Origin of the sequence: Cellulomonas humilata (assembly GCF_030814415.1) — a bacterium.
GTDB lineage: Bacteria > Actinomycetota > Actinomycetes > Actinomycetales > Cellulomonadaceae > Cellulomonas > Cellulomonas humilata_A.
Map to the genome: position 1 here is coordinate 152,857 of NZ_JAUSVB010000004.1, position 12,656 is coordinate 165,512.

At 70.7% G+C, this 12,656-nt stretch carries 14 protein-coding genes and 1 tRNA gene; 8 read left to right on the forward strand and 7 right to left on the reverse strand.

Annotated elements, in window-relative coordinates; genetic code table 11:
• Positions 1-27 precede the first annotated feature (27 nt).
• The gene (locus J2X26_RS14735; protein WP_307493430.1) at positions 28-201 is read right to left on the reverse strand and encodes a hypothetical protein; all 174 of its coding nucleotides are present in this window, start codon (positions 199-201) and stop codon (positions 28-30) included.
• A gap of 275 nt (positions 202-476) precedes the next feature.
• Here J2X26_RS14735 and J2X26_RS14740 point away from each other — a divergent pair, with 275 nt between their 5' ends.
• The 3 genes from J2X26_RS14740 to J2X26_RS14750 are packed head-to-tail and all read left to right on the forward strand — an operon-like array spanning position 477 to position 2,592.
• Positions 477-1,067: a TetR/AcrR family transcriptional regulator gene (locus J2X26_RS14740; protein ID WP_307493432.1), complete on the forward strand. Its 591-nt coding sequence runs from the start codon at positions 477-479 to the stop codon at positions 1,065-1,067.
• The gene (locus J2X26_RS14745; RefSeq protein WP_307493434.1) at positions 1,064-1,822 is read left to right on the forward strand and encodes an ABC transporter ATP-binding protein; all 759 of its coding nucleotides are present in this window, start codon (positions 1,064-1,066) and stop codon (positions 1,820-1,822) included. Before J2X26_RS14740 ends, J2X26_RS14745 begins: the two co-directional genes overlap by 4 nt.
• Positions 1,819-2,592 (forward strand): ABC transporter permease, encoded by a 774-nt coding sequence (locus J2X26_RS14750; protein ID WP_307493436.1) that lies wholly within the window; start codon positions 1,819-1,821, stop codon positions 2,590-2,592. Before J2X26_RS14745 ends, J2X26_RS14750 begins: the two co-directional genes overlap by 4 nt.
• Positions 2,593-2,685: 93 nt before the next feature.
• Here J2X26_RS14750 and nhaA read toward each other — a convergent pair whose 3' ends face one another.
• Together nhaA and J2X26_RS14760 are read right to left on the reverse strand one after the other, a co-directional pair.
• On the reverse strand, positions 2,686-3,996 hold the full coding sequence (nhaA, locus tag J2X26_RS14755) for a Na+/H+ antiporter NhaA (protein ID WP_307493438.1): 1,311 nt from the start codon (positions 3,994-3,996) through the stop codon (positions 2,686-2,688).
• A gap of 233 nt (positions 3,997-4,229) precedes the next feature.
• Positions 4,230-5,099, reverse strand: coding sequence for an alpha/beta fold hydrolase (locus tag J2X26_RS14760; RefSeq protein WP_307493440.1), 870 nt, complete (start codon positions 5,097-5,099; stop codon positions 4,230-4,232).
• Positions 5,100-5,310: 211 nt separating this feature from the next.
• Here J2X26_RS14760 and J2X26_RS14765 point away from each other — a divergent pair, with 211 nt between their 5' ends.
• The 5 genes from J2X26_RS14765 to J2X26_RS14785 all read left to right on the forward strand — a co-directional run bounded on the left by J2X26_RS14765 (position 5,311) and on the right by J2X26_RS14785 (position 8,683).
• On the forward strand, positions 5,311-7,020 hold the full coding sequence (locus J2X26_RS14765; RefSeq protein WP_307493442.1) for an FAD-dependent oxidoreductase: 1,710 nt from the start codon (positions 5,311-5,313) through the stop codon (positions 7,018-7,020).
• 17 nt (positions 7,021-7,037) lie between these two features.
• Complete coding sequence (locus J2X26_RS14770) at positions 7,038-7,400, forward strand: rhodanese-like domain-containing protein (RefSeq protein WP_307493444.1); 363 nt, start codon at positions 7,038-7,040, stop codon at positions 7,398-7,400.
• Positions 7,401-7,569: 169 nt separating this feature from the next.
• A complete protein-coding gene (gene trxA / locus J2X26_RS14775; protein WP_307493446.1) occupies positions 7,570-7,950 on the forward strand; it encodes a thioredoxin in 381 nt (126 codons plus the stop codon).
• Positions 7,947-8,342, forward strand: coding sequence for a DUF302 domain-containing protein (locus J2X26_RS14780; RefSeq protein ID WP_307493448.1), 396 nt, complete (start codon positions 7,947-7,949; stop codon positions 8,340-8,342). The genes trxA and J2X26_RS14780 overlap by 4 nt, the downstream gene beginning before the upstream one ends.
• Positions 8,343-8,410: 68 nt before the next feature.
• On the forward strand, positions 8,411-8,683 hold the full coding sequence (locus tag J2X26_RS14785; protein ID WP_307493450.1) for a metal-sensitive transcriptional regulator: 273 nt from the start codon (positions 8,411-8,413) through the stop codon (positions 8,681-8,683).
• Positions 8,684-8,747: 64 nt separating this feature from the next.
• On the opposite strand, the gene J2X26_RS14790 is transcribed toward J2X26_RS14785, so the two are convergent.
• From J2X26_RS14790 to der, 4 genes are all read right to left on the reverse strand, one after another.
• Positions 8,748-9,548 (reverse strand): isocitrate lyase/PEP mutase family protein, encoded by an 801-nt coding sequence (locus J2X26_RS14790; RefSeq protein ID WP_307493451.1) that lies wholly within the window; start codon positions 9,546-9,548, stop codon positions 8,748-8,750.
• 453 nt (positions 9,549-10,001) lie between these two features.
• A tRNA-Pro gene (locus J2X26_RS14795) sits at positions 10,002-10,075 on the reverse strand.
• A gap of 27 nt (positions 10,076-10,102) precedes the next feature.
• The gene (locus tag J2X26_RS14800; protein WP_307493452.1) at positions 10,103-11,146 is read right to left on the reverse strand and encodes a hypothetical protein; all 1,044 of its coding nucleotides are present in this window, start codon (positions 11,144-11,146) and stop codon (positions 10,103-10,105) included.
• Positions 11,143-12,618, reverse strand: coding sequence for a ribosome biogenesis GTPase Der (gene der / locus J2X26_RS14805; RefSeq protein WP_055914772.1), 1,476 nt, complete (start codon positions 12,616-12,618; stop codon positions 11,143-11,145). The genes J2X26_RS14800 and der overlap by 4 nt, the downstream gene beginning before the upstream one ends.
• Positions 12,619-12,656: the final 38 nt, after the last annotated feature.

Genomic DNA, 12,656 nt, shown 5'->3' on the forward strand with positions numbered 1-12,656 from the left:
GGATGCTCGCGCCGAGGCGCGCGTGGCTCAGGTGAGCGACGCGCGGCCATCGACGGCGGGCGGGTCCCCGACGTAGAGGAGGTACTCGTCCAGCATGCGGCGGGTCGTCAGCACGCTCTGCGTGCCACGTTCGGGCGGGTCACCCTCGACCGTCGCGTGCCGCTCCGCGATCACGAAGTAGGCCAGCGGATCCCTGGGCACATCGCAGGTGAACCCCCAGGTCGCAGACGCGCGGACGCGAGCTCGCGTCGTGAGGTCGGACGCGGGCGCGACAACTGACGGGCCAGCCGTTGAACGCACATTCACCACGCTAGACCGGCCGATCAGCCGGCGTCGAGGCGCGTTCGGGGCCAGTCGAGCGGCCACGCCGGCATCTGGGCGAGGGGTAAGGGCGGTGAACGACGCGCACGCGGGGTAGGTCGCCGGATCAGCATCGATCTGGACAAAGATGTTAGTTACTAACTAACATTCGAAGCGTGCCTGACATCGCCATCTCCCGCTCGTCCTCGCGTGCCGCCGACACCAGGGGCGCGCTGCAAGCGCACGCCTTGCGCCTGTTCGAAGAGCGCGGCTACGAGCGGACGACGGTCGCCGAGATCGCGGCTGCAGCAGGCGTGTCGCACATGACGTTCTTCCGTCACTTCCCGACCAAGGAGGACGTCGTCCTCGACGACCCGTACGACCCGATGCTCGCGGACGCCGTCGCCGCGCAGCCGCGGAACCTGATGGCGCTGGAGCGCGTGCGGCTCGGCCTCCTGAGCACGCTCGCCGCGCTGCGGTCGGCCGAGTTCGACGACGAGTCGCGGCGACGGCTGCGACTGGCGACCGGAGTCCCCGCGTTGCGGGCGCGGATCTGGGAGAACATGACGAGGACGCAGGACGCCGTGGTCACCGTGCTGGTGGCCCAGGACGTCGAGCGGTCCGTCGCCGAGGTGTCCGTCGGGGCGGTGCTCGGCGCGATGACCTCAGGGCTGATGCACTGGGGTGCCACACCTCCCTCTCCGGACGGCCCGATGCTCGCTGACGCCCTTGCTACGGCCCTCGACGTGCTCGGCCCCCGACCATGACATCGCTCGAGGCCAGGGGCCTGGTCCGCCGGTTCGGCGATGTCACGGCTGTCGACGGGGTCGACCTGGACGTCGTCGCCGGGCAGGTGCACGCCCTCGTCGGGCTGAACGGCTCGGGGAAGACGACCTTGCTGCGCATGCTCGCCGGCGTCCTGCGTCCGGATGCCGGAGTCATCCGTCTGACCTCCGGCACCGAACCGTCCGGTGCGGTGGTCGGACACCTCATCGACGCACCGGCGGCCTACCCCGAACTCACGGTGGAGCAGAACCTGACCTCGGCGGCACTCCTGCGGGCCGTCCCGCGTGCGCTGGTCCCGCACGCCGTGACCCGGGCCGCCACCGCCCTCGGGATCGGCGACCTGCTGACCCGACGGGCGGGTGGCTTGTCGCTCGGCAACCGGCAGCGGCTCGGCCTGGCGGCCGCGCTCGTGCACGACCCGCAGCTGGTGGTGCTCGATGAGCCGACCAACGGCCTTGATCCCGCGGGTGTGCTGGCTGTCCGTCGGCTCGTCCTGGAGCGAGCCCGTACAGCTGGCTGCGCCATCCTCGTCTCGAGCCACCACCTTGACGAGCTCGCGCGCATGGCGGACCGAATCACGGTTCTCCACCGCGGGCGGGTGGTCGGTTCCCTTGAACCCCAGACGCCCGACCTGGAGGTCCAGCTGTTCGCGATGGCCGCTCGGGCGGACGGGATCGACGTCACCGAGGAACTGTCTCGGCCGACTCTCGCTCCGAAGCCCGAGGCACGCTCATGAGTCCCGCATGGACGGTCGAGCTGCTCAAGGTGCGCAAGTCGCCGGTGACCCGAACGGCGTTCGGCGCGATGGCTGCCATCGCGGCGTTCTTCTCCGTCGGCGCGGCGCTGCTCGCCGCGCGAGGGACGGCGGAGGGCTCACTGGCCGGGGCAAAGGTGGCGGCCATGGTCGATGGCGTGGGCTGGTCCGCCGTCGGCGGCGCGTTCGGACAGATCGTCTCCGTTCTGTGGCTGCTCGGAACTGGGGTCGTCGCGGCGTGGACCTGCGGCCGGGAGTACTCGGACCGGACCCTGGGGCAGCTGCTGGCCCTGCCGACGCCGTCCTCGCGGATCGCCACGGCCAAGCTCGGTTCGGTGATGCTCGCGTCATCGGTCGCAGCCGTCGCTGGGGCCCTCCTCGCCCTTGTCAGTGGGGTGGTCGCCGGCATGGGTCCACCAGCTGTGGGCGACCTTCAGACGATGGGTGCCGGGGTGCTGGCCGGCGTGGCCGGCGCGTGGCTGGCGCTGCCGTTCGCCTGGGTGGGAACCGTGGGCAGGGGGTACCTGCCGGCGGTGGGCGCTCTTCTTGGCATCGTGATGGTCAGCCAGGTCGTGGTGCTGCTCGGCGGCGGATCGTGGTTCCCGTGGGCGGTTCCCTCGCTTCTCGTCGGCGCGGGCGGGGCCGAGGCGGCCGCAGACGTGAGCGCGCTCGGCGTCGTGCTCGTCGTCGGCGTCGGGGCCGCGGCCTGGGCATCCACTGTCACGACATGGTCGCGATTGCAGCTCGTGTGATGTTTGACGCGCGAGCGCTCACCCGTCGTCACCGCACGCACAGGCCAGGTTGCTCGTCCACGAGGCTGCAGGCGGTCCCGGTCTAGACGGACATCAGGCGTCGCGTCCCTGGTAGGCGTCGGGAATGCCGTCACGATCGTTGTCAGCGAGCTCAGCAGCGCGGATCCGTCGATACGTGCGGTTGCGACCGAGCAGTACGCCGCCGGCCAGGACCGCCGCGGTCAGGGAGCCGACGAGAATCGCGACCTTGACATGGTCGTCTCGCTCAGTGCCGGCGCCGAAGGCCAGGTCGCCTATGAGTAGCGACACGGTGAACCCGATGCCCCCGAGGATCGCCAGCCCGAGCACGTCGACCCATCCGAGGTCAGCGTCGAGGTCGGCGCGGGTGAATCGAGCGACGAGCCAGGTGGCTGCCAGGATGCCGATCGGTTTGCCCAGGACGAGGCCGAGGACGATGCCGATCGCGATCGGGTCCGCGGCGGCATCCTTCGCCCCTGCCAGCCCGCCCAGGGTCACCCCGGCCGCCATGAGGGCGAAGACCGGAACCGCCACACCCGCGGACAGCGGCCGGAACCGGTGTTCGAAGTGCTCGGCCAGACCCCGCCCTGCGTCCGGTCCCCCGGCCCGGTCGCTTCGAACCACGGGCACAGCGAAGGCCAGCAGGACGCCGGCGACGGTGGCGTGGACGCCCGAGGCGTGAACGAGCGACCAGGTGGCGAACGCCAACGGGAGCAGCAGCCACCAGGACCGGACTCGTCGTTGCACGAGGACCGCGAACAAGGCGAGCGGGACGAGCGCACCCAGCAACGGCGCGACCGCGAGCTCCTCCGTGTAGAAGACGGCGATGATGACGATGGCGAGCAGGTCGTCGACGACGGCGAGTGTGAGCAGGAACGTGCGGAGCGCCGACGGGAGGTGCCGCCCGATCACGGCGAGCACCGCGAGAGCGAACGCGATGTCTGTCGCGGTAGGGATCGCCCAGCCCTCGAGGGCGCCGTCGGCTGCGCGTGCGTTCACCACCGCGTAGATCACGGCGGGGACGATCACGCCGCCGACGGCTGCGGCGATCGGCACGGCGCCGCGACGCGGGTCGCGGAGATCGCCCGCGACGAACTCCCGTTTCAGCTCGAGCCCCGCGACGAAGAAGAAGATCGCCAGCAACCCGTCTGATGCCCAGGCTTCGAGTGAGAGATCGAGGTGCAGGGCCGCGGGACCGAACGTGAAGTCCTGAAGAGACTCGTACGCGTCGACCCACGGGGAGTTGGCCCAGACCAGCGCGACGACGGCGGCGACCAGCAGGAGGGCTCCCCCGACGGTCTCTTTGCGCAGGATCTCGGCGATCCGTTGCGCCTCGGGCCACGTCCCTCGGGACAGCAGCCGGGCGGAGCGATCAGTGTTCGGCACGGAGTCGACCTTCGTCTGGAGTCGGTGAGGACGTTGCCGACCAGACTTCCCGGCGCACCTCGGCAAGAGTACTGGCCAGTCCCCGCCGAGGACGCCGCGCGGTCAGTGGTCGGCGCCCAGTCGTCCGTTGCACTACGCGCTGTCGGAGGTGAGCCCGATCATCGTGACGTTTCCTCGCCGTGCCGCCGTGGGCGAGCAGGCTCGAGATGGCCGACCGGCTTCATGGAGATGCGTCACGGAGCAGTCGCGACAAACGTCCTGATGGCACGGGCGACCTGATCGCGGGCGGGGCCGATCCAGAACAGGTGGCTCGGCGAGTCGATCTCGATGAGCGTGGCGGTCGCAATCGTCCGGGCGAGATCCTCTGCGTGCCTGAAGGCAACCCCGGCATCGCTCCGGGACGCCGTCACCAGAGCCGGGCAGAGGACCCGCGCCTCGAACTGCCGGCGATAGGCAGATCTCCCGTCGCGTCCCTGGCGGAGGTCGTTGACAAAGCCTGAACCGGAGCTCATCGAGGCGAAGAGCTCGCGTGCGCTGTCTCGATCAGCGCTCGACCAGGAGGACCACCAGCCCTCGGGAGGCCTCATCGAGAGCGTCCCCACCATGCGGCGCAGGCCGGCTTCCGAGTCGACCAGCCGCGCGATCGCCGCCCAGACAAGCCGTTGCATACCGGGCGCGAACGCGATCGGCCCCATCAGCGCCTCCCGGCGGGTGTCCGGATACGCATGGGTCGAGGGCGCGCAGCTGTGCAGGAACAGGCGTGGCACGAGATCTGGCTGGGCCACGGCGACGTGGATGGCCTGCAGACCACCGAACGAGACCCCAACGGCTCCCGAGGTCTCGTCGACCGCCAGCTGCTCGCAGCAGTCCGTCACGGCCGGCACGAACTCCTGCGCAGTGAGTGCGCCGACGTCGGTCAGCCCGTACCCGGGCCGGGAGAAGGACAGGACGCCGTAGCCGAGCGAGGCGTACAGGCTCCATCCGCAGTCGACCGCGGCGGAACAGTGCCCGCCAGGGAAGAAGAGCACGGGCGGTCTGTCACCAGGCACATGCATGACCTCCACCGGGCCTAGCGAGGTCTCGACCACCCTGGTCACGCGCACCCCGTGACCCTACGTGGGTCTTGTCGCAGACCCTCGGCACCTGCGGCATGGGGCCTTCTGCCCGCCTCGCCGATCTCGCCGAGCGAAGGCTGCGAAGAGGCGAGCCTCGCCGCAGCCCGGCTGCTGTTCGACCCCGTTTCGTCGCCGACGCGAGGAAGGACAGCCGCCTGCGATTTCGCGTCCGGATACCCCTGGGGGTATATTCGTTCCCATGAACGACGGAACCCCTCGCCCGGAACACGGCCCTCGCAGGATCGTCATCGTCGGCGGTGTTGCCGGCGGGATGAGCGCGGCGGCTCGCGCGCGGCGCCTGGACGAGCGGGCCGAGATCGTCGTCCTGGAGCAGTCGGACTACGTCTCGTTCGCCAACTGCGGGCTGCCGTACCACCTGTCCGGAGAGATCGAGCGGCGTGACGACCTGCTCCTGCACACACCGGCCTCGCTGGGTGCCGCGCTCGCGCTCGACGTGCGGACCGGCCACCGCGTGACCGCGATCGACCGGGCCGCACGGACCGTCTCCGTCACGGCCGGCGCCGACCGCTACGACCTCGCGTACGACGCCCTGCTGCTCTCCCCCGGCGCGGTCGCCGTCCGACCCCCGATCGACGGGCTGGACCACCCGGCCGTGCACGCGTTGCGGACCATCCCCGACCTCGACGGCGTGGACGAGCACGTCCGCCGGCTCGTCGACGAGCGGGCCGAGCGCCCGCGCGCAGTCGTCATCGGCGCTGGGTTCATCGGCCTGGAGGCTGTCGAGGCCCTCGTCGCCCGCGGCCTCGAGGTCGACGTGGTCGAGCTGGCCGACCACGTCCTGCCACCCCTGGACGCCGAACTGGCACCGCTGCTGGCCGACGAGCTGACGGCCCGCGTCGTCGGCCTGTACCTCGGCGTCTCGGCACAGGCCCTCAACACGGGTTCCGGCTCCGCGCTGAGCGTCGTCCTCTCCGACGGCACACAGCTCAGCGCCGACCTGGTGCTCGTCAACGTCGGGGTGCGCCCCGCGAGCGAGCTGGCACGCGACGCCGGGCTCGAGCTCGGCCGCCACGGCGCCATCCGCGTCGACGAGGACCAGCGGACCTCCGACCCGCACATCTGGGCCGTCGGCGACGCGGTCGAGGTCGTCCATGCCGTCACCGGGGCGGTCGGCCCCGTGCCGCTCGCCGGTCCCGCCAACCGCCAGGGGCGGCGGGCCGCCGACTCGATGCTCGGACGGCGCACGACCCCACAGGCAGCCGTCCTGGGCACCGCGATCATTCGGATGTTCGGGCTCACCGCGGCCGTCACCGGTGCGAGCCAGCTGACCCTCGCTCGCGCGGGCATCGCGCACGAGGTGGTCCGGATCCACCCCGGCCACCACGCCCGCTACTTCCCCGGCGCTGAGCAGATCCACCTCGTGGCCTCCTTCGCGCCCGACGGGCGGCTGCTCGGCGCTCAGGCCGTCGGTCGCGACGGGGTCGACAAGCGCATCGACGTGCTGGCCACCGCGCTGCGCGCCGGGATGACCGCGGACGACCTCGCCGAGCTGGAGCTGGCTTACGCTCCCCCGTACGGCTCGGCCAAGGACCCGGTGAACATGCTCGGCTTCGTCGCGCAGAACGTCCTCGACGGCACCACGCCGCAGTGGCACCCGAGCGACCTGGACGACGTGCTGGCCGACACCCTCGTGCTGGACGTCCGCTCACAGAGCGAGTTCGACCGGGGACACCTCAAGGGCGCGCTGCACATCCCCCACACGGAGCTGCGCGGCCGTCTCGACGAGGTGCACACAGCCGCGGACGGTCGCCCGGTCAGCGTGCACTGCGCCTCGGGCGTCCGCTCGCACATCGCCACCCGTGTCCTGCTCGCCGCAGGCGTCGACGCCCGCAACCTGTCCGGCGGTTGGCTGACGCTCACCGCCGTCCGCCCCGACCTCATCGCCTGACCCCCAAGGAGAAGTCCATGTCCATCAGCAGCACCCTTCGCCGACTCTTCGGTAGCGCTGACGGCGACGACACCCTGCGGCCCACGATCGGCGCCGCCCGGGCGCTCGAGCTCGTCCGCGACGGGGCCGCCCTGCTCGACGTGCGCGAACGGTCCGAGTGGAACACGGGCCACGCCCCCCAGGCCGTGCACGTGCCCCTCGGCGAGATCGAGAAGGCCCCCCGACGCCTCAAGCAGGACACGCCAGTCGTGGTCATGTGCGCCTCGGGCATGCGCTCGCGCAGCGCCGCCAAGCACCTGCGCAAGCTCGGCTTCGACGCCACGAGCCTGTCGGGCGGCATCGGCGCCTGGCAGTCAGCCGGCGGCGCCGTCCGGCGCTGAACCACCCCGACGAAGGAGAACCCCCATGTGCTCGCCCGCCCGTTGCTCCCGCTGCGGCAAGGTCACCTGGTCCGGCTGCGGCATGCACGTCGACGCCGTCATGGCCGACGTCCCCCGCACCCAGCAGTGCACCTGCCGCTGACCGCCCACGACTCCTGAAGGAGTGCCGTTGTCCACCATCACCCTGACCGGCGCCGCATTCGCGGACACCATCCACGAGAACGACATCGTCCTGGTCGACTTCTGGGCCGCCTGGTGCGGACCCTGCAGGATGTTCGCCCCCATCTTCGAGAACGCATCCACACAGCATCACGACGTCGTCTTCGCGAAGGTGGACACCGAGGCAGAGCGCGAGCTCGCCGGCCAAGCCGGGATCACGTCGATCCCCACCCTCATGGCATTCCGCGAGGGCATCCTGCTCTACTCCGAGCCCGGCGCCCTGCCCGCCATGGGACTCGAGGAGATCATCGGCGCGATCAAAGCCCTCGACATGGACGCCGTCCGCCAAGAGATCTCCGAGCACCAGGACGGATCGGTGACCCAGCCATGAGCTACGCCCTCACCGCGACCACCGACCTCTCCTTCCCCGACGCGCTCTCGGCAGTCCGCGAGGCGCTCGCGGCGCAGGGCTTCGGCGTTCTCACCGAGATCGACCTTGCTGCCACCCTCAAGGCGAAGCTCGACGTGGACATAGCGCCCCAGGTCATCCTCGGCGCGTGCAACCCGGTGCTCGCGAACGAGGCTCTGGCGACCGAGCCGCAGATCGGCCTGCTCCTGCCCTGCAACGTCGTCGTCCGTTCCGTCGAGGACGGTCGGACGGTCGTCGAGGCCGTCGACCCCGACGTGCTCGTCCAGCTCAGCGGCAACGACGCCCTCCAGCGTGTCGCGGCCGACGCCGGCACACGACTCCGAGCCGCCCTCGAAGCCGTGCCCACGTCATGACGTCAACCACCATCGGACCGGTACTCCCCGGGGTATCCTGGCTCGCCCGCGACGAAGGAGGTCCCGCCATGGAGCTGGACAAGGACGAGATGTCCAAGGTGTCCAACCGGCTCAAGCGCGCCCAAGGCCAGCTGGCAGCCGTCGTGCGCATGCTGGACGAGGGTCGCGACTGCGAGGACATCGTGATGCAGCTCTCGGCGGTCTCCCGCGCCCTCGACCGCGCCGGCTTCGCGATCATCGCCTCAGGCATGCGTCAGTGCCTGGTCAAGCCTGAGCAGGACGGCGAGACCGACACGCTCGACGTGCAGAAGCTCGAGAAGCTCTTCCTGTCCCTCGCCTGACGCACCGCCCCAGGTCAGGACGCCGGAGTGCCGCGTGTGGCGTCCTCGCCGGGCGTCGACCCTCTCAGTCGCCGAACAGGGCCTCGACGTCGGGTAGTCCCTGGAATCGCGAGAACGTCCCTCGCTCAGCGATCTCCCTGGCGGCCGACAAGACTCCGTCCCACGCGGTACGCGCGAGCGTGCCCCCCACGCTGATCCGGCGGACCCCGAGCTGCGCGGCCTCAGCAACCGTGGTGAACGGAGAGTTGATCAGGAGGTTCACCGGTTTCGGCGCCACCGCGGCCACGATGGCTGACACATGCTCCAGGTCGTCGATCCGCGGCGCATAGAGGCAGTCGGCGCCGACGTCCGCGTATGCACGGAGCCTCCTGATCGTCTCGTCGATGTCGGGACGGCCGCAGACGAAACCCTCGGACCGGGCGGTCAGAACGATCCCCGTGCCGCTCTCGTCGATCGCTCGGCGTGCCGCGGCCACCCGCGCCACGGCCAGCTCGAAGTCGAACAGCGGATCGGCCTCGTCTCCTGAGGAGTCCTCGATCGAGAGTCCGGCGATCCCCGTCCCCGCCGCCAGCGTCACATTCGCCGCGACGCCGGCAGGATCCACTGCGTACCCGTTCGTGAAGTCAGCGTTGACCGGCACCGACACCGCCCCGGCGATCTGCCGGAGATGCTCGAGCGTCTGATCGCGGGTGACCTGGGCGTCCGTCACGCCAAGAGACCAGGCCAAACCGGCACTCGTAGTGGCCAACGCCGTGAACCCCAGCTCTTCCAGCAGCCGTGCGCTCCCGACGTCCCACGGGTTCGGCATCACGAAGCACCCCGCACGATGCAACCGATGGAACTCGGCGACCCGATCCTCGACCATGTCCGCACCACACCCCGTCAACGAGCCAGGATTTCGCACTCTAACCCGATCCACTCGCGGTCGGGCCCGCTCCTAGTTCACCTCGGTGAGCAACCCCGTCGCGACGACGAACACGAAGCCGCGGATCGCGTCCTTGTGCGGCACGAACGGACTGGCCTTGATGCGCGCGATCGACTGCCGGACGTCCAGGTCGGTGAACGACTCGGCGGCCCCACTCCGGCTCGATCCCCGTCTCGTCCTGGATCGACAGCGTGAACGCGTCGTCGGTGAACGTGAGCATGCCGCAGTCGGCGTGGTGGATGAGACGCACGTCAGGACGCACCGCCCGCGTCCACGCGGATCCGGATCCGTCCGATGGAAGTCGGGTCCCGGACGGGGTCCCGGTTGCCCCGAAACACAGATCAGCGACCCCTCGGAATGCCTCCGAGAAGCCGCTGACCTGGACTTTCACTGTCGGGCTGACAGGATTTGAACCTGCGACCCCTTGACCCCCAGTCAAGTGCGCTACCAAGCTGCGCCACAGCCCGATGGCTCCCGCAGAAGCCTCGGAAACTCTACCCCACGGGCGACGTGGTCCTGTCATCGGCGATCACGTCGAGCTCGGCGGCGACGACGCCGAGGATCACCAGGTCCACCAGGAGCCCGATCGTCGCGTCCCAGGGCGAGAGCCGGAACAGGAAGATCTGGGTGATCAGGAGCGCGACGAGGACGGCCCGCCGGAACCAGCGGTAGCCGGACTCGCGGTCGCGGCGGACCCGGACGAGTCCGACGACGGCGAACGCGGTGGACGCGAGCCCGCTGAGCAGGATGCCGGCCACGAGCCAGACGGGCTGGTCGTCGGACGCGGTCCAGCCGTAGATGCCGCGGGCGAGCGTCACGACGGACGTGGCGACGAGCACCGCGACGGTCACCCAGGGGACCCAGCGGGCACGCACCAGCCAGCGCGACGCGGCGACGATCCACCGGGACGTGGCGCCGATCGGGTCGGGGACCTCGGCGGCGTCGTGCTCCACGGAGTCGAGCAGGGCGCGCAGCTCGTCGGCCCCCGGGACGTCGCCTGCCCGGGACAGGTACCAGCGCGCTCGCGTGCGTTCGCGGGTGCTGAAGCCGCCCGCCAGACCGGAGACGGCCTGGTCGGCGGCGGCGGCGAGGTACTCGGCGGGGTCGCGCGGGTGGCGTCGCTGCAGGACGTCGGCGAACAGTCCCAGACCGATGACCACGAGGTAGATCAGGGCAGCCGTCGGCTCCCAGAAGTAGTCGTAGTCGGAGGTCACGAACTTGCCGACCTCGTCGATGAACAGCCCGAAGCCCACGCCGGCGACGAGGACGACCACCCGCCGCGCAACCGGACCGATGAAGGTCATGACGCCGATGAACGCGAGGGCCATGAGCAGCCCACCCCACAGGACGTGGGAGATGTGCACTCCCCCGCCGCCCAGCTGCGGGAACCCGGTCAGGTCGAGCAGCAGGCGCGTCACGATGACGGTGGCGAGCGTGGTCACCAGGAACCCGGTGATGTGGCTGCTCGAGGCGGGGTCGCGCGGCAGGCCGAGCCTCAGCAGAGGCCGTCGGTGCTCCACGAACCCCTCGGGCGTCACCGCTTGCGCTTCTCCCGCACCCGCACCGAGATCGAGATGGGGGTGCCCTCGAAGCCGAACGTCTCGCGCAGGCGACGCTCGATGTAGCGGCGGTAGCCGGGGTCGAGGAAGCCGGTCGCGAAGATGACGAAGCGGGGCGGGCGGGTGGACGCCTGCGTCGCGAAGAGGATGCGGGGCTGCTTGCCGCCGCGCAGCGGGTGCGGGTGCGCCGCGACGAGCTCGCCGAGGAACGCGTTGAGGCGCCCGGTCGAGATGCGGGTGTCCCAGGACTCCAGCGCCCGCTCGAGCGCGGGGACCATGCGGTCGGTGTGCCAGCCGGTCTTCGCGGAGATGTTCACGCGGGGTGCCCACTGCACCTGCACGAGATCCTGCTCGATCTCACGCTCGAGGAACGGGCGGCGGTCCTCGTCCATGAGGTCCCACTTGTTGTACGCGATGACCAGCGCGCGGCCGGCCTCGATGACCTGCGTGATCACACGGGTGTCCTGCTCGGTGAGCTTCACCGAGGCGTCGACCAGGACGACGGCCACCTCGGCCTTCTCGATCGCGGCCTGCGTGCGCAGCGAGGCGTAGAAGTCGGCGCCGGACGTCTGGTGCACGCGGCGACGGATGCCGGCGGTGTCGACGAACACCCACGGCTTGCCCTTGAGCGCGACGAGCTCGTCCACCGGGTCGCGCGTGGTGCCGGCGACGGAGTCGACGACGACGCGCTCGGCGCCGAGCACCTTGTTCAGCAGCGAGGACTTGCCGACGTTCGGGCGGCCGACGAGCGCGACGCGACGGGGTCCGTCGGGGATCGGCGTGCCGTGGGCGGAGACTTCGGGCAGCGCGTCGATCGCGGCGTCGAGCAGGTCGCCGGTGCCGCGGCCGTGCAGGGCCGAGACGGGGAACGGCTCGCCGAGGCCGAGGGACCAGAGGTTGGCCGCGTCGGCCTCGCCGGCGGGTCCGTCGACCTTGTTGGCGCACAGCACGACCGGCTTGCCGGCCTTGCGGAGCAGGCGGACCACCTGGGTGTCGGTCTCGGTGACGCCGACGGTGGCGTCCACGACGAAGATCACGGCGTCGGCCAGCGAGATCGCGACCTCGGCCTGCTGGGCCACGCGCGCCTCGATGCCGGCGACGTCGACCTCCCAGCCGCCGGTGTCGACGAGCGTGAACCGCTTGCCGGACCAGTCGGCGGGGTAGCTCACGCGGTCGCGCGTGACCCCGGGCTTGTCCTCGACGACGGCCTCGCGCCGGCCGAGGATGCGGTTGACGAGCGTGGACTTGCCGACGTTCGGACGGCCGACGACGGCGAGCACCGGGAAGACGACGACCGGCTCCTCACCGATCTCCCCGACGTCGCCCGCGTGCAGGAGGGCAAGGTCCTCGTCCTCGAGCTCGTAGTCGGTGAGCCCCGCGCGCAGCGCCCGCTCACGGTCGGCGTCGCCGGCCTCGTCGGGCAGCGCAAAGGTCGGATCCGGCTCAGTCATGCACCCATTGTCCCCTGTGCACCGACCGCAGGACGACT

What these genes read in the sequence shown, in the direction of transcription:
- J2X26_RS14745 (WP_307493434.1), top strand. Translation starts at nt 1,064, where the DNA reads ATGACATCGCTCGAGGCCAGGGGCCTGGTCCGCCGGTTCGGCGATGTC.
- J2X26_RS14750 (WP_307493436.1), top strand. Translation starts at nt 1,819, where the DNA reads ATGAGTCCCGCATGGACGGTCGAGCTGCTCAAGGTGCGCAAGTCGCCG.
- J2X26_RS14765 (WP_307493442.1), top strand. Translation starts at nt 5,311, where the DNA reads ATGAACGACGGAACCCCTCGCCCGGAACACGGCCCTCGCAGGATCGTC.
- J2X26_RS14770 (WP_307493444.1), top strand. Translation starts at nt 7,038, where the DNA reads ATGTCCATCAGCAGCACCCTTCGCCGACTCTTCGGTAGCGCTGACGGC.
- J2X26_RS14780 (WP_307493448.1), top strand. Translation starts at nt 7,947, where the DNA reads ATGAGCTACGCCCTCACCGCGACCACCGACCTCTCCTTCCCCGACGCG.
- J2X26_RS14785 (WP_307493450.1), top strand. Translation starts at nt 8,411, where the DNA reads ATGGAGCTGGACAAGGACGAGATGTCCAAGGTGTCCAACCGGCTCAAG.
- J2X26_RS14790 (WP_307493451.1), bottom strand. Translation starts at nt 9,548, where the DNA reads ATGGTCGAGGATCGGGTCGCCGAGTTCCATCGGTTGCATCGTGCGGGG.
- der (WP_055914772.1), bottom strand. Translation starts at nt 12,618, where the DNA reads ATGACTGAGCCGGATCCGACCTTTGCGCTGCCCGACGAGGCCGGCGAC.